Genomic DNA, 20,776 nt, shown 5'->3' on the forward strand with positions numbered 1-20,776 from the left:
ATTAGCCGGGGTTTCTTTATAAGAGCAGAGCAATCAATTCCAATTAACCCAGCGAAGCCAACGCCTCGTTAAAGGTGTGACTGGGACGCATGGCTTTGGATGTTAAGTTGCTATCAGGGCGATAATAGCCACCAATATCAACGGGTTTGCCTGCGGCGGCAATCAGTTCACCAACAATCTCCTGTTCGTTATCTGCCAACGCTTTAGCCAGACCGGCAAAACGTGCTTTCAAGTCGGAATCTTCATTTTGCTCAGCAAGAGCCTGGGCCCAGTAAAGCGCCAGATAGAAATGGCTGCCGCGATTATCCAGTTCTCCCGGCGCACGACCTGGAGACTTGTTGTTATCCAGAAATTTACCGTTCGCCTGATCCAGTGTTTTAGCAAATACCTTGGCTTTGGTGTTATTGGTAGTAGTCCCCAAATGGTCAAGCGATTCAGCCAGCGCCAGAAACTCACCCAATGAATCCCAACGCAAATGGCCTTCCTCAACAAACTGCTGCACGTGCTTCGGTGCTGAGCCGCCTGCGCCGGTTTCAAACAGACCACCACCATTCATCAAGGGTACGATGGACAGCATCTTGGCACTCGTGCCCAGCTCCATGATAGGGAACAAGTCGGTCAAGTAGTCACGCAATACGTTGCCGGTCACGGAAATGGTGTCTTTGCCCTGGCGAATCCGATCAAGGGAAAATTGGGTAGCCTCTACCGGTGACATGATGTGAATCTCCAGACCACTGGTGTCGTGGTCTCTGAGGTAAGTTTTCACTTTTTCAATCAACAAGGCATCATGAGACCGTGCAGCATCGAGCCAGAAAACCGCAGGGGTATTGGAAGCGCGCGCGCGATTGACGGCCAACTTTACCCAATCCTGAATCGGTGCATCTTTTACCTGACACATACGCCAGATATCGCCAGCTTCAACGATTTGCTCCAGCAGCAATTTACCTGTCGCATCTACCACGCGCACAGTACCGTTAGTCGGGATTTCAAAAGTCTTATCGTGAGAGCCGTATTCTTCTGCTTTTTGCGCCATCAAACCTACGTTTGGTACGCTGCCCATAGTGGCCGGATTAAACGCACCGTGTTGTTTGCAATCCTCAATCACCGTCTGATATACGCCGGCATAACAACGATCTGGAATAACTGCCTTGGTGTCCTGAAGTTTGCCGTCGGTATTCCACATCTTACCGGAGTCACGAATCATGGCCGGCATGGATGCATCGACAATGACGTCACTGGGAACGTGAAGGTTGGTAATACCCTTATCAGAATTTACCATCGCCAATGATGGACGCTGGGCATAAACGGCTTTGATATCTGCTTCAATTTCAGCCTGCTTTTCAGCTGGCAAATTCTTAATCTTGGCGTAGAGGTCGCCAATACCGTTATTAAAATCAATACCAAGGGATTTCAATGTATCCGCGTGCCTGCTCAGCACATCCTGATAAAAAACAGAAACCACATGCCCAAAGATAATTGGGTCTGACACTTTCATCATGGTGGCTTTCAAGTGCAACGAAAATAAAACGCCTTTTTGTTTGGCATCGTCAATTTCCTGCGCAATAAAATCGCGCAACGCTTTCTTGCTCATTACCGACGCATCGATAATTTCGCCTTTGATAACAGCAGTTTTTTCTTTCAAGACCTGAGAGCTGCCATCAGCACCAAGCAATTCAATTCGGACGCTGCCAGATTCTGCTATTAATGCGGATTTTTCGCTGCCATAGAAGTCACCGCCGCTCATATGGGCAACGTGAGATTTTGAGTCAGCGGCCCATACACCCATTTTGTGCGGGTTTTTGCGTGCATAATTTTTTACTGACAATGGTGCCCGACGGTCAGAGTTACCTTCGCGTAACACAGGATTTACCGCACTTCCCTTAATCTTGTCGTAACGCACCTTCACATCTTTTTCTGTATCGTTTTTGGGTTCCTCCGGATAATCCGGCAGTTTGTACCCTTTGCCTTGCAGCTCTTTAACGGCCGCTTTCAATTGCGGAATAGAAGCACTGATGTTTGGTAGCTTGATGATGTTGGCTTCCGGCTTATTAGCCAATTCACCCAACTCCGCCAAGTGATCTCCGATACGCTGCTCTTCAGTAAGGTATTCAGGGAAGCTGGCAATAATACGGCCAGAAAGGGAAATATCACGGGTTTCAACCTGGATGCCGGCAGACTGGGTAAAGGCTTTGACAATCGGGAGTAAGGAATAGGTTGCTAAGGCTGGGGCTTCGTCGGTTTCGGTATAGATAATCTTTGAATCAGTCATTTTTTACGTTAACTCCGTTAGTCATGCTGTCGAGCAAATATAAAGCGCGCCACGCCAACGAACCCGCCGACAGGCACCCTTGCGTAGGGAGAGAAGAGGGAAACTCCGAGCCAGGGCTCCGAGTGGGACAACGGCTATGCTGAAAACCGCTCAGAAAGAAGCCGGTCCGATAAATCGCGCGCAGTATAACAGTGATGTAAACTTTTCGCATTCGCGAACCTTGGCAGCTTGCTTTTTAACCATTCGATAAACATTCTTATATGGCAAAACTGATTTTATTTAACAAACCGTTCGGCGTGTTATCGCAATTCAGCGACACGGAAAATCGCCCCACTTTGGCGCAGTACATCAAGCTTCCCGGCGTTTATCCGGCCGGCCGGCTGGATCATGACTCAGAGGGTTTATTGCTGCTCACGGATGATGGGCAATTGCAGCACCAGATTTCGCACCCGATGCATAAATTACCCAAAACCTATTGGGTCCAGGTTGAAGGAGCACCCAGCAGTTATGCGTTGACACAATTGCGTCAAGGTGTCGCGCTGAATGATGGCATTACCCTGCCTGCGCAGGTGAGACTCATACCGGCGCCAAAACTCTGGGCACGTGAGACGCCGATTCGCGAACGCAAACATATTCCCACCCAATGGATAGAGATCGTGATCAGCGAGGGGCGCAATCGCCAGGTGCGCCGTATGACAGCAGCCGTGGGGCATCCCACCTTGCGTCTGGTGCGGATAAAGATCGGCAACTGGAATATTGAGAATATAGAACCGGGTAAATACATCACCGAAACAGTGCATACACCTGAAGTACCAGCACGAACTTCAACCCGCCCATCAATTCGGAATAGAGGCAACAAAGTGCCAGCTAAAAAGCGGGAAAATTCTGCGGGAGGAGCACCAAAAGCACCACACACAAAGCGAACGGATAACACCAACAAAGCCAATGCCGCGAAAGCCAAAGCTCCGCCTAAAACCGTCATCATTCATAAACCGAAGCGCTCACCCGAGGAAAAATAATCACATCATGCACGCGTGGCACAGCATTAAAATTCAACCAAATACTTTAAGCTTCCTCAAAAAGCACAGTAAGCACAGGAAGACAGTATTTGGTAGGATGAGCAGCCGTTAGAACTGATGAATATGGGAAGAAACACATGAATTGGGCCCCGCATGTCACTGTTGCCACCATCGTCGAGCGCGATGGCCGATTCCTGCTGGTATACGAAGAAGCCGATGGCAAACAGGTGTACAACCAGCCTGCTGGCCACCTCGACCCTAATGAAACCTTGCAGGAAGCGGCTATTCGGGAAACCCTTGAGGAAACGGCCTGGCATGTGACATTGACCGGTGTGGTGGGCGTCAACCTTTACGAAGCGCCGAGCAACGGCGTGACTTATCTGCGTACTACATTCATTGCAGAGGCACTTAATCAGGATACCGAACGTTCATTGGATACCGGTATTATCGAAGCCGTGTGGCTGACCTATGAGGAAATTCTGGAGCGTCGTGCCCAACTACGAAGCCCCATGACATTGCAAATCATTGATGAATATCGTGCAGGACGCCGCTTTCCGATGGATGTGATTGGGGCGTGATCGAATAGTCAAGCCAATTAATCCGTGCCACCAGCCCACTGGATGGGTAAAATACGCGACCGTTAAATTCCCTTCTGTAGTGAGCTATGTCTATTTCAACCTCGTCTTCCCATCCATTGGTTATTGTCGGCATGTCCGGCGGTGTGGACTCTTCGGTCTCGGCGTTGCTGCTTCAGCAACAGGGTTACCGGGTGGAAGGGCTATTCATGAAGAACTGGGATGAGGATGACGGTACCGAATACTGCACCGCCAAAGCTGATTTAGCCGATGCACAGCGGGTATGTGAAAAACTGGGAATTACCCTGCACACGGCCAATTTCGCCGCCGAGTATTGGGACAATGTGTTTGAGCATTTCCTGGCGGAATATAAAGCGGGACGCACGCCTAACCCTGACATCCTGTGCAACCGTGAGATCAAGTTCAAGGTATTCCTGGAGTACGCGCAGATGCTTGGCGGCGAGCTGATTGCCACCGGGCACTACACCCGCCGCGCGGATCGCGATGGGCATACCTATTTATTGAAAGGCCTGGACCCCAACAAGGATCAGAGCTACTTCCTGCACGCCGTGGGCGAGGCCGAGTTTTCCCGGTCACTGTTTCCAGTGGGCGAGTTGGAAAAGCCGGACGTTCGCCGTCTTGCCGAGCAACATGGGTTGGTAACTCACGACAAAAAAGACAGCACCGGCATCTGTTTTATTGGTGAACGCCGCTTCAAGGATTTCCTGCAACAGTATTTACCCGCCCAACCGGGCACCATCGAAACACCGGAAGGTGTGGTGATTGGCGAGCACAGCGGCTTGATGTATCACACCATCGGCCAACGGCAAGGGTTGGGCATCGGTGGCGTTAAAGGAGCCAGTGAAGCGCCCTGGTTTGTGGTGGGCAAAGATCTGGTACGTAATGTCCTGCTGGTTGCCCAAGGCACAGATCATCCCCTGTTATTCAATAACCGACTGATCGCGCAGCAAGCCCATTGGATTAATGGCGCACCGCCCTCACATCAGTTTCGCTGTACCGCAAAAGTACGCTACCGTCAGGCAGATCAGGATTGCCTGGTAACGGTGGAGCAAGACGGCAAGCTAACGGTGGTGTTCGATGAAGCGCAGCGCGCAATTACACCGGGCCAATCTGCCGTTTTTTATCTGGGTGATGTATGCCTGGGCGGTGCAGTCATTGAAGCTACCGATAACGTTCAGTGGTAAAGGCGGAAACCATCCTCGTGAGTAAAAATTGGAATGACCTCAGTATCGCCCTCGCCGGTTTGTTTCAGGCGACGGGGCTCGTCGAGCAGTTGGCAAAGACGGGTTATGTACCCACCGACAGCTATAAAAGCAGTATTGAAAGCCTGTTTGAGCTTAACCCGGCCGATACGCTTGCGGTTTACGGGGGCAATATTGCCAATCTGCATTTCGGGCTGACGATCCTGCGCGATGTGCTACAACACGCGAGCATCGGCCAACAAAAACAGCATGCACACGCCGATGCTTTGCGCTATAGCCTGGGTATATTGCATTTGCAGAAAAAACTCAGCGGACGTAAGGATATGCTCGGTGTTGTGGGCAGCCGTTTGAAACAAGCAGCCCAGCAAGCGGAACATTTTTCTACTACCCACGAAAATGTGATCGCTAATATCGGCGGACTCTATACCGAAACCATCAGCACCTTCCGGTTCCGCATTCAGGTAACCGGTGACTACAATTACCTGCAACAACAACGCATTGCCCACCAGGTGCGCGCCCTGCTTTTGGCCGGTATTCGCGCCGCAACCCTCTGGCGACAATTGGGTGGGAACCGCTGGCAACTGCTGCTACACCGCAAGAAAATTGCCGAAGCGGCAGATAAGCTCCTGCGCTCAATTCCGCTGCACTAGCTACAACTGAGGACACAAACCTCTGAAAAAAGCCCGGTTTTTGGGTATCATGGCGGCCTTTTAACCTGATCGCAGAAAGAGACCTCCGCCCATGGAAACCGCATTTGCCACCCTCTCCCCGCTTAACGCCGTGTCCCCCGTTGATGGCCGCTACGGCAGTAAAACTGTCGCATTGCGCGGTATCTTCAGTGAATTCGGTCTGATCCGCTGCCGGGTTGAGGTGGAAGTGCGCTGGCTGCAACAACTGAGCCGCCACGCTGGTATTCCCGAAGTGCCGACATTCAGCGACGCCACCAACGCGCAACTGGATGCCATCATTGCCAACTTCGACGAACAGCAGGCCCAGAGCATCAAGGACATCGAGCGCACCACCAACCACGACGTCAAGGCGGTGGAATATTTTCTGAAGAAGCAATTTGTCGGTAATAAAGAGCTGGAAGCCGTGCTGGAGTTTGTGCACTTTGCCTGCACCAGTGAAGACATCAACAACCTGTCCCATGCCTTGATGTTAAAAGCCGGCCGCGAGGTTTTTGTTAAGGATGCACAAGCGATTGTTGATGCAATCGTCAAACTCGCTCACGACTATGCGGCTGACCCTATGCTCTCCCGCACCCATGGCCAAACGGCATCCCCCACGACGGTCGGAAAAGAAATGGCAAACGTCGCCGCGCGCCTGCGTCGCCAGTTAGCCCAGCTTGAAAACGTGGAATTGCTCGGCAAGATCAACGGTGCGGTAGGTAATTACAATGCACATTTATCTGCTTACCCGGATGTCGATTGGCAAACCAATGCCAAGCTGTTTGTGGAAAGTCTGGGATTGACCTGGAACCCCTACACCACACAAATTGAACCCCACGATTACATCGCCGAATTGTTCGACGGCATCGTGCGTTTCAATACGATTCTGATTGATTTTGATCGCGACATCTGGGGCTACATTTCCCTCGGTTACTTCAAACAAAAAACCGTTGCCGGTGAAGTTGGTTCTTCTACCATGCCGCACAAAGTGAATCCGATTGATTTCGAAAACTCGGAAGGTAACCTCGGCATCGCCAACGCGATTTTCACACACCTCGCGCAGAAATTACCGATTTCCCGTTGGCAGCGCGACCTTACCGACTCCACCGTTTTACGCAACATGGGTGTCGGTTTTGGCTATGGCATGATCGCTTATGGTTCGACATTAAAAGGGATCGGCAAACTGGAAATCAATCGCGCACGTCTCGCGGAAGATTTGAACAACAGCTGGGAAGTCCTCGCCGAACCGATTCAAACCATTATGCGTCGTTACAATGTCGAAGAGCCCTACGAGAAATTAAAAGCGCTGACGCGCGGCCAGGCGATTACCCGCGAGGTATTGGCAAATTTTGTGGAAACACTGAATATTCCGGAAGAGGCAAAACAAGCGATCCGCGAACTGACACCGGCGAATTATATCGGCAACGCCGTTGAGCAAGCGAAGGCTATTTGATCTGAGCAGCAGCAACGAAAGCGTGATACACGGTACCGCTTTCGTTGCTGGCATTTAATACTGGCCTCAATTAATCTCGTAAAAAACTACGCACCAGACGCCATCTGTCTCATTATCTTTCCCTGCAAACTTATTCCCCTGATGAAATATCTTCATCATCAACGTTTATTGTATGTTGTTGCCGTAACGCTTTTAATTGCTGGCGGCGCTGCTGAAAAAAATAACTCAACTGATGCTGGCACTCGCCAGCCAGCACCGCGCCCTGATAATTCACCCGATGATTAAACCAGACACTGTCCAGCAGCCTGGATTGACTTTGAATAGCACCGGCTTTGGGCTCTGTCGTGCCATAGACTAACCGTTCAACACGCGCATGAACCAATGCACCAACGCACATGGTGCAGGGTTCAAGCGTGACGTAAAGCGTGCAACCCGGCAGGCGATAGTTGTTGAGCGCCTGTGCTGCCATCCGAATCGCAACAACTTCGGCATGCGCGGTTGGATCGTGGCTGCTGATGGGTTGGTTCCAACCTTCTCCGATGATCTGGTTATCTTTTACGATGACCGCGCCTACAGGCACCTCGCCTGCCATCTCACCTTTAGCGGCAAGATCTATGGCATAGCGCATCCAGAATTCATCCTGTTTTGCCTGTTCGCTTACAAGATCAGTCATGTTTATTCTGCACCGGCAACTCCAACTCACATTCCAGTGCTTTGATTAACTGGAAGCGCGGCAGGGTTTCACCGGCAATCGTGACGGTTTCCGTGAACATACTCAGGGGACGCACCCACCAGGAATAATCCCCGTAAAGGCAGCGATAGACGACAAACTGATCCAGAGTCTCACTGTGAGTGGCGATCTGAAAAACCTGATACTCCTTACCTTTGTAATGGCGATAGATACCGGTTTGCACTTGCATGGGAATGATCCTGCGAAAAAAATGGCGTTGCCATTTTAATCTGCTTGGGATGAAAGTTGAAATCGCGCAGCCAGAAAATAAAAAAGCTCGATCAATAAGATCGAGCAAGGGGACGACTATACAACTCATTAATGGCCAACCGCGCTGGCCATCTGACACATCACAATCGGGTAATGCGGAACCAATTCAGATTCCAGCCACCCTGCTGGGCGTAGATACCGATACTGACCGTACCCGCCGACAACTGAACATCATGGGAAACCGTGGTCCAGTTTTGCCAGCCGCCAGTGGCCGGAACCGGAACCTGGCCTAATTGAATTTGCCCGCCATTCAAATCCAGAGACAACAATGAACCGCTGACACTGGCCACGCGATATTCCACGCGGTAGGTACCGGATGTGGGAATACTCACATTGGCATAGGCCAACCAATCATTGGCATCGATCCAGCCGATATTCTGGCCACCGCCAGTATCTGTCGTTGACTCCAATTGAACGCCACTCATGTTCGAATATGCTTCCGCCTGAATAAGTTGGGTAAAGCCTGCGCTTGAAGAGCTGGAACTTGATGAACCGCCAATCACACCATAGGGCGGCGAGAGCGTTGCGCAGGTATTAATACCCACACAATCCGCATTATTCTGCCAGCCCCAACCCGTGGTGATATGTGTACAAATGGGATATATGGTGCCCCACCAATTACATTGCTGCCCGCTCACACTGGAGCTTGATGAACTGCTGAAACTGGAGCTGGAAGAAGAACCGCCGCCCTGCCCGATCTCGTTATCAATGGCAGACAGCAAGCTGTTAGCGCCAGTAGCGTCTTGCGACATCTCCCAAATCATCACGCCCGAACCTTCTTGCAGTGCTAGTTGGGTTTTACTACGAATGGTGGGAATACCGTTGTAAGTGATGTAACTGCAACCCGCACACACACTGCCAATAACATCATTTTGCGCCGCCGATGCACCAAACTGACTGACAATTTGCGCAAAACTGTAATCAGCTGCGTAACTGCCAAAGCCATAACCATAAAAAGGCACACCCAGTACCAGTTTGTCTTTGCTTAACCCACGCGCTTTCCAGGTGTTGATATGGGAAACCGCCTGGCTGTAAGAGGAATGTTCAATACCCGGTGTTCCCCAACTCGGACCTATGGCGTCGTAGGACATGATGTTCACGAAATCAAAATAGGGTAACGAAGACGTTGGCACCATACCGCCAACATAAGACGCCGTTGCCGAGGTTAACAATTTGCCAGCGGGCAAACCATTGCGGAGCGCCTGGATAAACGGCGTGTAATTACCGGCATTATCAATGTTGGTCAGCAGTGCTCCTTCAATATCGACGTCCAGACCATCCAGATTAAAATAATTCACGAATTGCAGCAGATTATTGACGACGGTTGTTCTGTTAGCGGGTTGCAGCAGCGTTGCCCAATTGCCGGAACAGCTCGGAATAACACCGCCCGCCACGGATACTAATACTTTTACACCAGCCTGATGAGCTTTTTGCACCACATAGGTCAACTCAGAACCCGCAGCGTTACCGCCGAAAGCGCCCGCCATACACACGGGATCACCACCACTCATAACTGTACCGCTGGCATTGGGATTCAGAAATGAAATATTGATGTGCGTTAACTTACTGAGATCGATGCTGTCGACCACCGCTGTCATATTTTTGTAAGAAGGAATATAACCAACCACTTTGGTCTGCGCATTGGCTATCTGGGCAAAAGCGCCAAAGGCAAATGCGCCTAACACACCATAGACCAGCGATTTTGAACGCGGGTTTAACCGATTTTTCTGCCGAAAAAAATTCATAGGATTATCTCCAACCTATTATTGTTAACATAACTGCCTGTCTGGTTTGCACTGTTACCTGCGTGCAACAGAAAGCTAACACTCGCAAAAACGTGGTGCAACAACGCGCTGGTATCCGTACCCTTACTACTAAAAGTCGAACGACTTACCAGCGCAACACTCGACAAGCGGTTAATTCGCCAGCTCAGCGGCCAGGTTATTAATGAATAAAACCAGAGTCCCACTTTTTTCAATCAAAGCGCGACTGTTTTTCCGAAAATAACACCGTGAAAAAACACATCCAACACATGCAATAAAAAAACAAAATATCGACTGATTCACACTTTTAAATCAGGATGATCTTTGATTTTTACTATTTATACTTTGATGAAAACGTTTCGCTTAAACAGTAAAACGCTGATAAACCAGAATAATATGACGTGGATTATTGCGAACAGCAAAGAGGCGTTCCTGGCATCCATCGATTGATTTAGCATAACGAAGAATGATTGATATAGATTTCCTGAAGCACCGAGGGGGACAAGGTAATAAACTTTCACCCATAAGATGGATAACACATAAATAAATAATGGATTACTACCATAAATTATCAGCGGTTTTGCCAACGTATGATGGCCCCGGACATCAACGAACCAGATAAAGAGCGCCAAAACCAGCGCAAAATAACCGGCGGTATAAATAACAAACGAACTGGTCCAGAGAGACTTATTGATGGGCATAACCAAATTCCAAAGCAAACCCACGACCAGTGCGATCCCGCCAGTTACACATAAATTTTTCAACACGCGAGATGTAGGCTGCTGCGTGATCATACGCGCGATCTCAAACCCGATTAACACATTGACTAGCGCAGGTAAGGTACTGAGCAAACCTTCCGGGTCAAAGGCCAGGGATTTACCGCGCCAAAGATGATCCGCCCCCAGGATATGCAGATCAAACTGTCTCACGAGGTTGGCTTCCAGACTGTAGGCTTGATCCGCGCCATATAACCAGAGCATCAACCAATATCCCAAAAGAATGATAAGGCTGATGGCGATGATGCCAGGACGCCTGAAATTCAGAACAACAACAGCTGCCAGAAGATAAGCTAGTGCAATGCGCTGCAAAACACCCAGTACGCGCAACTGTTCCAGGGGTTCATTAAAAGGGAAAGCATTAAGTAACAATCCCAAACTGAAAATGACGACAAACCGGCGCATAATCCGCAATCCCAATGCGTTGGACCAGGAAAATTCCGATTTGCGGAACGAAAAAAACATCGCCGCACCGACAATAAATAAAAAGAAGGGAAATACCAGATCCGTTGGTGTGCAGCCGTGCCAATCCGCGTGTTGGAATGGCGCGTATATATCACTCCATGAGCCGGGCGTATTAACAAGAATCATCAATGCAATCGTTAATCCCCGAAGCGCATCGAGAGCCTGGTAACGTTGTTGATCTGACACAATGGACATAAAGGGCCTTATTCTCAAAATTTACACAAATTTCGCTGCACAATGTTTGGCAATAAAGTCACCATGCCTGGGCATGGCTTGGGCAGAATGATCAATAACGGATTTTATTTCTTTCATTAATCGATCAAATTCAATCTCGTTGATGTCATCGACCATCGGATGGTAACGCTGTGCGCGAATGCCTTGTCCATGCATAACAGCAATCAAACTGATTTCATCAAATAATTCATTGTTATCGCGAAAGAGTCTACCGCTGGATTTGTACAACTCAATTTTATCCGCAAGGTTCTGCGGAATATCCATATGACGGCAATAGTTCCAGAATGCCGAGTCGCTGCGATCGGTTGCTTTATAGTGAAGAATGATAAAGTCCCTCACACCGATAAACTCTGAACACATTATCTGGTTATATTTATCGATAACCGGTTGAACAAAATCTGCTGTAGGAAATAAAGCCAGCAGCTTCGCAATGCTTGACTGGATGAGATGGATGCTGGTGGATTCCAATGGCTCAAGAAACCCGCTGGATAAACCGATAGCCACACAATTCTTATTCCAGAATTTTTGGCGCATACCCGTTTTGAACTGAATAAATTTGGGCTCAGCCAAGGTATCGCCTTCAATGTTTTTCAACAATATATCTTTGGCTTCTTCATCCCTCATATATTTACTGGAATAAACATGTCCATTACCCGTTCGATGCTGCAACGGAATACGCCATTGCCAACCGGCAGTGTGTGCTGTTGCACGAGTGAATGAATCCGGTGGCCCGATGTTTTTACTGGGAACGGTGACGGCTCTGTCACATGGCAGGTAATGACTCCAATCAATAAAACCGGTGTTCAATGCCTGCTCGATGAGCAAGCCACGAAAGCCAGTGCAATCGATATAAAGATCTGCGCTGAGCTTTTCACCATTTTTTAAATTGACCGACTCAATGAAACCATCGTCAGGTCGAATAGCAACATCAACAATTTCACCTTCGATGCGCTCCACACCTTTCTTTTCTGAAAAGCTGCGCAGGTATTGTGCATATAATCCGGCATCAAAATGATACGCGTAAGCAATTTGCGATAACGGCGAGTTAGGCATATTGGCCGGCCGCATAAACTTTCCGTTTAACGCAGCTTGTACAGCAATGGAAAACTCGCCGATATCCCGGGACTTCCCCTCACGGTGATACTTCAACCAGTAGTGATAGAACGATAAGCTTCCCATAGGGGTTCCGTAGGAACCAAAGGGATGGATGTAGCGATTGCCCAGACTGCCCCAATTAACAAACTGAATACCTAACTTGAAAGTACCTTGGGTACTTCGCAAAAAATCATCTTCATCAATACCCAGCATTTGATTAAATTTCAGCACAACCGGAATGGTCGCCTCACCGACGCCCACCGTACCAATCTGATCGGATTCCACCAGGCGAATACGGCAGTGGGTTTTACTGAATACATTCGCTAAGGCGGCAGCTGTCATCCACCCTGCAGTTCCACCACCAACAATCAGAACATCGCTTATAGATTTACCTTCGGAAAGCTCTTCAGCCATAATATTTTCCGGGAGAATTAAATAACGTGAAGATTGCCGATCAGCGGTGTGCTGTACCACTGATCGGCAACGCCAGGCTAGAAGGTTGCCCTCAATGAAATAGCATACCGTGTGTCAGTCAGGAAGTTGGATTTCTCCGTTTTTACACCCGCCTGATTTAACTGCGTTGTGGTAGAAACCACTTCACCGGTAAGGTTTGCCGCTTCAATGCCTACTTTAAAATTCTCGTTAATGGCATACCAAATTGATGCATCCATAAAGCCGGTTGCATCGGCATAAATAGCCGAGAACGAGTTGGCATCACGTCGAGCCAACAGATATTCCGAGCGCCAGTTATAAGCAATGCGCGCAGAAATGTCGTTGTACTCATACATACCGACGATGTTAAAGGTTTCTTCGGATAGCCCCGGCAAACTCAAGCCGGTAAAGTTGCGGAACGAGTTACGGGTGTCGCCATAGGCAGACAGGTCGTTAGGCGCACCGAGGTCACCGCGTTCATCGTTCAAATCTTTCTGATCGATGTAGGTATAGTTCAGTTGTAACCCCAGACCACTCCAGGCACCGGGTAAAAAGTCATAAAATTGCTGGTAGGCAATCTCAAACCCTTTAACCTCTCCCTCACCTTCGTTTACCGGTCTGCGTACACTCATCTCCAATTCCAGACCTGAGTTCGGATTAACAATTGTCTCCTGGAAATTTTGCTCGCGAATCAAATCCTCGATTTCCTTATAGAAAAGACTCAGCGTTAATGAACCGACATCCGCAAAATACCATTCGCCGGTCAGATCAAATTGTGTCGCTTTCTCAGGTTCCAGTTCCGGATTTCCACGAAAACCTGCAACGCCAACACCTGTGACGCCCACTGGCTCATTACACCGGGTAACACCTGGCTCACTCCAGGTATCACATGCCCAGGAGGCGGTGGTTTTCGACAAGTCGTCGTATAACCATTGTTCGGTGAATGAACCGCGATAGGTCCCGGTGTTGCGCAGCTCACGCATCTGCGGAAAATATAAAGCTTTGGAGGCCGCAAAACGCATGATGAAATCATCCGTAATCCCGACGCTTACGTTCAAGCTGGGCAACACCGTTGAATAAGGTTCTGCACTATTGGTTTCGGCAAGTGACCCGGTATTATCGAAAAAGGTCGCCAGCTCAGGGTAAGTCGCCGCGTAAAAAGGATAGAAGTTTTCATTGGTCTCCGGCACCACTTCCAGAAAACGCGATGAGCCAGTTGCTTCAACTTCATAACGAACATAACGCATACCAATATTCGCTTTAACGGGCATGCTTAATTCTTCGTTGGCAAAATCAACCCGCAGGTAAGCTTCCTGACGCTCTTCACCGGTGATGGTCTTTTCATAAGGTAGATAGCCATCGGCATCCGTGTCGGGAATGCCGTCGCCATTAAAATCACGATTGCGGCGATTTACCCGATCAATATTGCTGATACCTTTACCGACGAGGTATTCATCATAGGCTACGACATCGAAGGTATTCTCCAAACGCGGAAATAAAAATGTCCGGTTATTACCCATCAAACCTTCGCCATCAAAAAAATCACTACCAAAGGTGTGCGCTTCATACAACTCTGGCCGATCTATCAACGCGGATTGCAATCCGGTCGCCGCCCAGGTCGCTGACACGCCACCCCAGTTGGCATAATCATCGTCGCGAATGGTCTGTTCACGCTCTGAGTAATACAGCCCGGCAGATGCCGATTTAAACCAGCCTTGGTCAATCGTATACTCTACATCCGCCGAGAAAGATTCGAGATCACCTTTTGCTGCAATTTCGGTGTCCATGATGGACGCCTGGTAATAGCGATCCGGTGCAGCGGGGTCGAGTGCAGTTGTGTCTTGCAGGAATTGAACTTTGGGAATATCGCCACTCACATCCAGATACATATGACTGTTTCTGAAGGCATTGCTGATGGTGTTGTTTACCACATCTGCCGTGGTATCGACACGCTGGGCATCCAGATCTATTTTGAGGTTATCCGTCGGGGTCAACGTCAAGTGAAAGCTCAGATCTTCAATAACATTGTCGACCTGGTGACTGCGCGAAGAAGCGATAAACGGATCATCAAAGGTCATACTGCCACTGACAAAATAACCGTTGCTGTCGAACACAGCATCGGATTGGATACCCGGCGTTGCCGTATCAAGATCCAGTAATTTTGCGCCGTTGACATTGGCATTGAAGCCTTGAATACCGGGAAATACCACGCGTTCGCGCCAGGTTTCCGAAGAGTCGGAACGAATAAATTCGGCTGTTGCCAACACAGTTTCCGAGGGATTTCGCCATTGCAATGATGTTGCCACACCGGTGCGATCACGCTCCGAATCCGATGTATTGATCTGCGCGCCGTGTGGCATGTACAGCGTTTCGCCCGGGCGATAAGTCATGCGATTGGTGCTGTCGGCAGGATCTATCCACACGAATTCGGTAGAGCCGTAGGCGGGAAATTCTGTCTGGGTCGCGCTGCGCTCATAAAAATTCTCAACCGCAACTCCATCGCCGTGGGCGGTAAACTCCGATTCGGATACACTGATTAAAAAGCCAAATTCACCAGCCCCAGTTTCCCAGGAATCACTGAACAAGCCCGAAAATGCCGGCGCAATATCATCCACCATATCGCCATAACTGCCCTTGGCGGTAAACGAGACAATACGTTCGTTCGAGTCAAACGGCTTACGGGTAATCAAATTAACGGTTCCCGAAATGCCACCAGCAATCAAATCAGCCGTTTGGTTCTTCACCACTTCCACAGAGCCTAATAACTCCGGCGGAATATCCTCAAAGTTCAACCCACCGCTGGTATTCGCACTGAAGGAATCGCGGCCGTTAAATTCACTTCTGACTTTGTCTAAACCACGGACAATAACCCCCCGCCCTTCCGCTGCAAAATGATTCGGGTCCGTCGAAGATGCAAATCGTTCTATGGTAACGCCCGGCACCCGTTGCAGTGCTTCCGTCACGCTCTTATCGGGTAATGCACCGATATCGGACGCGGTAATGACATCCTTGACCGTTGCCGCTTCCCGTTTAATGTCTTGTGCATTTTCGAGACTGGTTTTCATCCCGAGAACGACAATTTCTTCCAGACCTTCACCCTCATTCGCTACTTGCGAAAATGAAGGTGCACTTAATGCCATGACCGACATTGCCAGCAATGATTTTTTAAACCTCATGCCTTTCGTTGCCGCCCTATCTTGATTTTTGTGGTGCAACATATCCAACCCCTTTAACGACGCCTTAGTGGAATTGATAGAAGGAGATACACATTCCTCATACCGCCCCCAAATGCAACCAGGTAAAAGCGGAGCAAACGAGATGCTGAAATTGGAGATTTGAGGGTGTTTTTGAATCTATCACTGGCTTTTTGGGGGTTCTACAGGCATCCGAAAGTCGTACCTGGTCTTCCGAAAGTCGTACTTTTCGCCTGCCGAACATATAAACGATGCAGAACCGTTCTTCGGAACAGCTGAATCCGTTGTCGGATTTAATTCGTAAAGGATGATTTAGCATTCATTCCTGGTTATGAGATAAATGCTAAATAAAGGGGGAGAATTACGAAGGGGGGTAAACCAATATGGCTGAATCAAGGTTCAAGTCAATTGAACCTTGATCGACTATGATTTCAATCAGTAGATATCAGCTACCTATGATACCTGTGACTACGACCAAATAACCCGATTAAATAAGTAGCTCGTTATGCTTTTTAAAGTTTAGTCCACACCGGCGAATAAAATCAGCGAGTTGATCCATATCCTGTGATGACTTGTAGCGCGCATTTTCTTCACTATCCCCCAATGGAGGGAGAACACCATAACCGGCCAACAGGCAGGCCCACGACTTTGGCTGATAACTTAGCACCAAATTATTCATATACATGTCCTTTGCAAAATCTTTACTATTGCTCCAGAAGTGCAATATTTTATTCAGGTTTTGCGATAAGTTAGTATTGGCCGCGTTATCCCGCCAATAGTCGGTATCTTGCCTTTGATTAGCCTTGTAATGGCAGACAATATAGTCTCTGACACCATCGAACTTCGCGTTAATTTCCTTGTTAAACTCATCCTGATATTTATTGGTATATAACCCATTCTCATAATACGTCATAAACCGTGAAATAGTATCAAAAGACAACGCCAATGCAGTGGCTTCTAATGGTTCAATAAACCCTTGGGACAAACCTACCGCTACGCAATTTTTCACCCAATGCTTTTCAACGCGACCGACTTTCATCTGGAGGTGCCTGGCAGCAACATCACTATCAAGTAAACCCAGGTGTTGCCTTAGTTCTATTTCAGCTTGGTCTGGTGAGATGTAATCAGCGCTATACACATAGCCATTACCGTAACGATTCGTTAGCGGAATTTTCCATGCCCAACCGCTGGACAGCGCTGTTGATCTTGTCTCTGGCGGTATGACTTCCGACATCGCGCTCGGCATCACAACTGCCGCATCGTTAAATAAATTCTCTTTAAAGCTTTTAAAGCTGGCTTTCAATGCTCCCTGCAGAAGCAACGACTTGAATCCGGAGCAATCAATAAAAAAATCCGCGTCCAAAAGGCTGTCATCATCCAACCTAACTGCGGTTAATGCACCATCCGAATCATGTAACACCTCAGTTAATGTGCCATAGATCCTTTTAACGCCTCGGCTAGTAGCCTTCTCGGCGAGAAACTGCCCCAAGAGCGTAGAGTCAAAGTGATAACCATAGGCCACTCCGAATGGGAAAGTCTCCGCAGGAATAGGGCCAAGATTTGCTCTTGTAAGATAAGTTTCCAAAAAAAAGTGATCTGGATGTACATTCGCGTTACTGCCCTGCATCCGCGCTTTAATATTATTAAAGAACACCGGGACAGTGAAAATATCATCCGTTTGCGCTGGAAACGGATGGAAATAGGATTCAAACCCGGGGATGGACGACCAATTAACAAATGAAATTCCATTTTTATAAGTGGCATTACAGCGAGGCATCCACTCCGACTCAGAAATATCTGCCGCATCGAAGAAGAATTTTAGATGCGGTGTAGACCCCTCGCCCACACCAATAATGCCAATATCTGTGGATTCCAATAGATAGATTTCTACATCCTTCCAACGGGAAACCAATAAATTTGCAGCCATCCAACCTGCGGTGCCGCCACCAACAATGAGAATTTTTTCAGGCTTTTTATTTTCAATGGTCATATTCTAAAACTCACGATTGGGCACTCAACACAGCCACTATTTTTTTAACTTCTCAATAAAGTTATCTTTGATAGCTCTGACATACTCTGGAGACACTTTTCCCAGGACATGCTGCTGGTGCTCAGGAATATAGGAAGCCGGATCAACACCCTGCCTAAATAAATAATGATCAAACATGCTGCGCCAAGCGTTGCGCTGTTTAGGAGTCAAATCACGCATAGCCAGAAGGGCAATATGTAAACTGTCAATTGGGCTTGGTGGTGTTGAGCCTTTGGCAGAAGAACCGTTCCACCAGTAGTTCATCAACGCATTAACTTTTTCAAGTGACTCAACATGATGCCACCACAGCATGGGGATAAAAATCGCATCACCTGGATCAAGTTCTGCAAAGTAGGCATTAGCCAGTGCGGTTTTGAACCTGGGATAACGATCAAAGTCCGGCTCGTTCAAATTGACCATACTGGTAGGTGCACCAGCAGGAGTAAAATTCAACGGGCCCGGATATAAATTGCCGACCTGTTCCGGCGGAAACAACACAAAGCGCCTACGTCCGGCGACAACGCAAGCAATATTGTCAGAACCATCATAGTGGGCACTGACGATGCCTTCATTGCCTATCCACAGGCGCGGCTCCATCTCAGGGAAAAAGCTGGAGGGGTTCTCATCGACCAAGCCCGGCAACAATTCTTTGGGCAAGGAGTTTTGCATGGAAATGGCGGGATACACGTCTCGGTCTATCAATTCCAACAGCCGTCCCAAAAATAAATCCACGCGTTCCTCACCGCCAAGGTAATTCACACCGGTCATATCGTCGTTATAGTAAAAGCGCTTGTTGGCAGCGGGTGGCGCAACAAAAATACGGGCTTTTTTACCCGTGTAAAAGCGCATGAGGTAGGCGGAAAAATCCTGCGGTGTTTTTTGCGCTGCCGCTACTAGTGGCCAATTTTTGGCGAATCCACGAATAACCACCGGTTTTTGCTCAGGGGCGATCTGCTCAAAAAACTGGGTAGCATCAAGCTGTTGGTATTCTGGAATTCGTTTATATGCCGTCATAGCCATTTCCTCACCGGAGTTTTACGGCGCAGTGCTGCCGGATAAAATCGTCATGCCTTGGCATATTTATAACGGTTTCACGGACGTTACGCGAACTCTCTTGCATCAACGCAGCTAAATATTGCTCATTAAATGCATCAATCAAGGGGTGATATTTCTTTGGGCGCACCTTCATTCCCTCCAGAATAGAACACCAACTATCAATAGTAAAAAGCTGACCGGGCACATGCTCTATCTGACCGCGCTCGCGGAATAAACTGATTTTTTCATGTAAGGAATCGGGTACCGGCATAGTCTGACACCAACGCCAGAATTCAGTGTCATCACGCCCACTGGTGCAATAATGCAAAATGATAAAATCGCGAATTTCTTGATAATCAATATTAATTTTTTGATTGAACGCCTGTTCTGTATAGGATTCAAAATCCCGATCGGGAAAATGTCGAATAAAGTGAACCAGCGTTTTATGCACCAGATGAATGGCGGTAGATTCCAACGGCTCAAGAAAACCCGATGCAAGCCCCAAGGCCAAACAGTTGTTGTGCCATATTTTGTTGCGCCGCCCGGTGGTAAATGGAATGACTCGCGGCTCACCAAGTAGTTTCCCTGTGACCGCTTTACACAAAGTATCAATCGCTTGGTCATCCGTGCAGTATTGGCTTGAAAACACGTAACCATTGCCTGTGCGATGCTGCAATGGAATTTTCCAGGTCCAACCTGCCTCTCGGGCAGTCGCTATAGTGAACGGATGCAAGCCACTCGCATTTTCTGTTTGCACGGCAACGGCGCGGTCACAAGGTAAATAATGCGTCCACTCTTCATAGCCAATGTTAAGGGCACCTTCAATTAATAGTCCCTTGAAGCCGGTACAATCAATAAAAAAATCACTGGCAACAGTTTGCCCATTATCCAATTCAAGTGAGTGAATAAATTGTCGCTCATCCATCACAACCTTATTAACAGTTGCTTCCACTCTTTCTATACCGCGCTTTTGCGAAAAATCACGCAGATAACGAGCAGCCAACAGCGCATCCAAATGTAAGGCATGACTGTAGCTGTTCAATACCCAATTTTTCTGCGGGGGCTGGCGCAGCATAAAACGCTGGTTTTCTGCCATGATCGCGCAAGGAGAATGGTCAAGCCAACGGGTGGATTTTCCATCCATTACATTTTTTAACCACAGCTGATAAAACTCAAAGCCATTAACATCCTGCCCAACACGACCAAATGGGTGAAAAAATTGCTCACCCGGTTTTAGCCAATCATCAAAGCGAATACCCAGCTTAAAAGTTGCCGACGTCGCCTCAACAAACTCCCTGATATTAATTTGACAGGTGTAGAGAAAATCCATGATCGAAGGCACAGTGGATTCACCGACACCTATGGTGGCAATATCCGGCGATTCGATCAGGGTGATTTTTATATTACTACCCTGTAAGGCAGAAGACAGCAAGCTGGCAGCCATCCAACCGGCAGTGCCGCCACCGACAATACAGATGGAGCTCAGGGGATTTTTTTGCATAGCCTGCTTCCACTCGGCGAACTATTTATCTGTGGCGATTATGAC

15 protein-coding genes are annotated in these 20,776 nt (G+C 48.4%); 5 read left to right on the forward strand and 10 right to left on the reverse strand.

The annotated features are described in order from the left end of the window. Positions 1 to 43: 43 nt before the first annotated feature. Complete coding sequence (locus CBR65_RS07490; protein WP_087466281.1) at positions 44 to 2,269, reverse strand: NADP-dependent isocitrate dehydrogenase; 2,226 nt, start codon at positions 2,267 to 2,269, stop codon at positions 44 to 46. A gap of 260 nt (positions 2,270 to 2,529) precedes the next feature. Here CBR65_RS07490 and CBR65_RS07495 point away from each other — a divergent pair, with 260 nt between their 5' ends. From CBR65_RS07495 to purB, 5 genes are all read left to right on the forward strand, one after another. Then, entirely contained in the window at positions 2,530 to 3,288 is a 759-nt protein-coding gene (locus tag CBR65_RS07495) for a pseudouridine synthase (protein WP_087466282.1), read from the forward strand. Between the two features lie 137 nt (positions 3,289 to 3,425). Further along, positions 3,426 to 3,866 (forward strand): NUDIX hydrolase, encoded by a 441-nt coding sequence (locus CBR65_RS07500; protein WP_087466283.1) that lies wholly within the window; start codon positions 3,426 to 3,428, stop codon positions 3,864 to 3,866. 86 nt (positions 3,867 to 3,952) lie between these two features. Continuing rightward, entirely contained in the window at positions 3,953 to 5,068 is a 1,116-nt protein-coding gene (gene mnmA, locus CBR65_RS07505; RefSeq protein WP_087466284.1) for a tRNA 2-thiouridine(34) synthase MnmA, read from the forward strand. Between the two features lie 17 nt (positions 5,069 to 5,085). Continuing rightward, the gene (hflD, locus tag CBR65_RS07510) at positions 5,086 to 5,736 is read left to right on the forward strand and encodes a high frequency lysogenization protein HflD (RefSeq protein ID WP_087468968.1); all 651 of its coding nucleotides are present in this window, start codon (positions 5,086 to 5,088) and stop codon (positions 5,734 to 5,736) included. 91 nt (positions 5,737 to 5,827) lie between these two features. Continuing rightward, complete coding sequence (gene purB / locus CBR65_RS07515) at positions 5,828 to 7,207, forward strand: adenylosuccinate lyase (protein WP_087466285.1); 1,380 nt, start codon at positions 5,828 to 5,830, stop codon at positions 7,205 to 7,207. Between the two features lie 130 nt (positions 7,208 to 7,337). Here purB and tadA read toward each other — a convergent pair whose 3' ends face one another. From tadA to CBR65_RS07560, 9 genes are all read right to left on the reverse strand, one after another. Then, complete coding sequence (gene tadA, locus CBR65_RS07520; RefSeq protein ID WP_087466286.1) at positions 7,338 to 7,880, reverse strand: tRNA adenosine(34) deaminase TadA; 543 nt, start codon at positions 7,878 to 7,880, stop codon at positions 7,338 to 7,340. Then, positions 7,873 to 8,127, reverse strand: a complete 255-nt coding sequence (locus CBR65_RS07525) for a DUF1653 domain-containing protein (RefSeq protein WP_087466287.1) — start codon at positions 8,125 to 8,127, stop codon at positions 7,873 to 7,875. Before CBR65_RS07525 ends, tadA begins: the two co-directional genes overlap by 8 nt. A 160-nt stretch (positions 8,128 to 8,287) precedes the next feature. Then, entirely contained in the window at positions 8,288 to 9,952 is a 1,665-nt protein-coding gene (locus CBR65_RS22265) for a glycosyl hydrolase family 18 protein (RefSeq protein WP_198300902.1), read from the reverse strand. A 356-nt stretch (positions 9,953 to 10,308) separates the two neighbouring features. Continuing rightward, the gene (locus CBR65_RS07535; RefSeq protein ID WP_087466288.1) at positions 10,309 to 11,406 is read right to left on the reverse strand and encodes an acyltransferase family protein; all 1,098 of its coding nucleotides are present in this window, start codon (positions 11,404 to 11,406) and stop codon (positions 10,309 to 10,311) included. 21 nt (positions 11,407 to 11,427) lie between these two features. Continuing rightward, positions 11,428 to 12,954 (reverse strand): tryptophan halogenase family protein, encoded by a 1,527-nt coding sequence (locus CBR65_RS07540; RefSeq protein ID WP_087466289.1) that lies wholly within the window; start codon positions 12,952 to 12,954, stop codon positions 11,428 to 11,430. Positions 12,955 to 13,031: 77 nt separating this feature from the next. Beyond that, a complete protein-coding gene (locus CBR65_RS07545) occupies positions 13,032 to 16,148 on the reverse strand; it encodes a TonB-dependent receptor (protein WP_157672009.1) in 3,117 nt (1,038 codons plus the stop codon). A 505-nt stretch (positions 16,149 to 16,653) separates the two neighbouring features. Further along, on the reverse strand, positions 16,654 to 18,156 hold the full coding sequence (locus CBR65_RS07550; protein WP_087466291.1) for a tryptophan halogenase family protein: 1,503 nt from the start codon (positions 18,154 to 18,156) through the stop codon (positions 16,654 to 16,656). A 36-nt stretch (positions 18,157 to 18,192) separates the two neighbouring features. Continuing rightward, positions 18,193 to 19,209, reverse strand: coding sequence for a cupin-like domain-containing protein (locus CBR65_RS07555; protein WP_087466292.1), 1,017 nt, complete (start codon positions 19,207 to 19,209; stop codon positions 18,193 to 18,195). 10 nt (positions 19,210 to 19,219) lie between these two features. After that, positions 19,220 to 20,731 carry a tryptophan halogenase family protein gene (locus tag CBR65_RS07560; RefSeq protein WP_087466293.1) on the reverse strand — a complete coding sequence of 504 codons (1,512 nt, stop codon included), beginning with the start codon at positions 20,729 to 20,731 and terminating at the stop codon, positions 19,220 to 19,222. Between the last annotated feature and the right edge of the window lie 45 nt (positions 20,732 to 20,776).

Origin of the sequence: Cellvibrio sp. PSBB006 (genome assembly GCF_002162135.1) — a bacterium.
In the GTDB taxonomy this organism is placed as follows: Bacteria; Pseudomonadota; Gammaproteobacteria; order Pseudomonadales; family Cellvibrionaceae; genus Cellvibrio.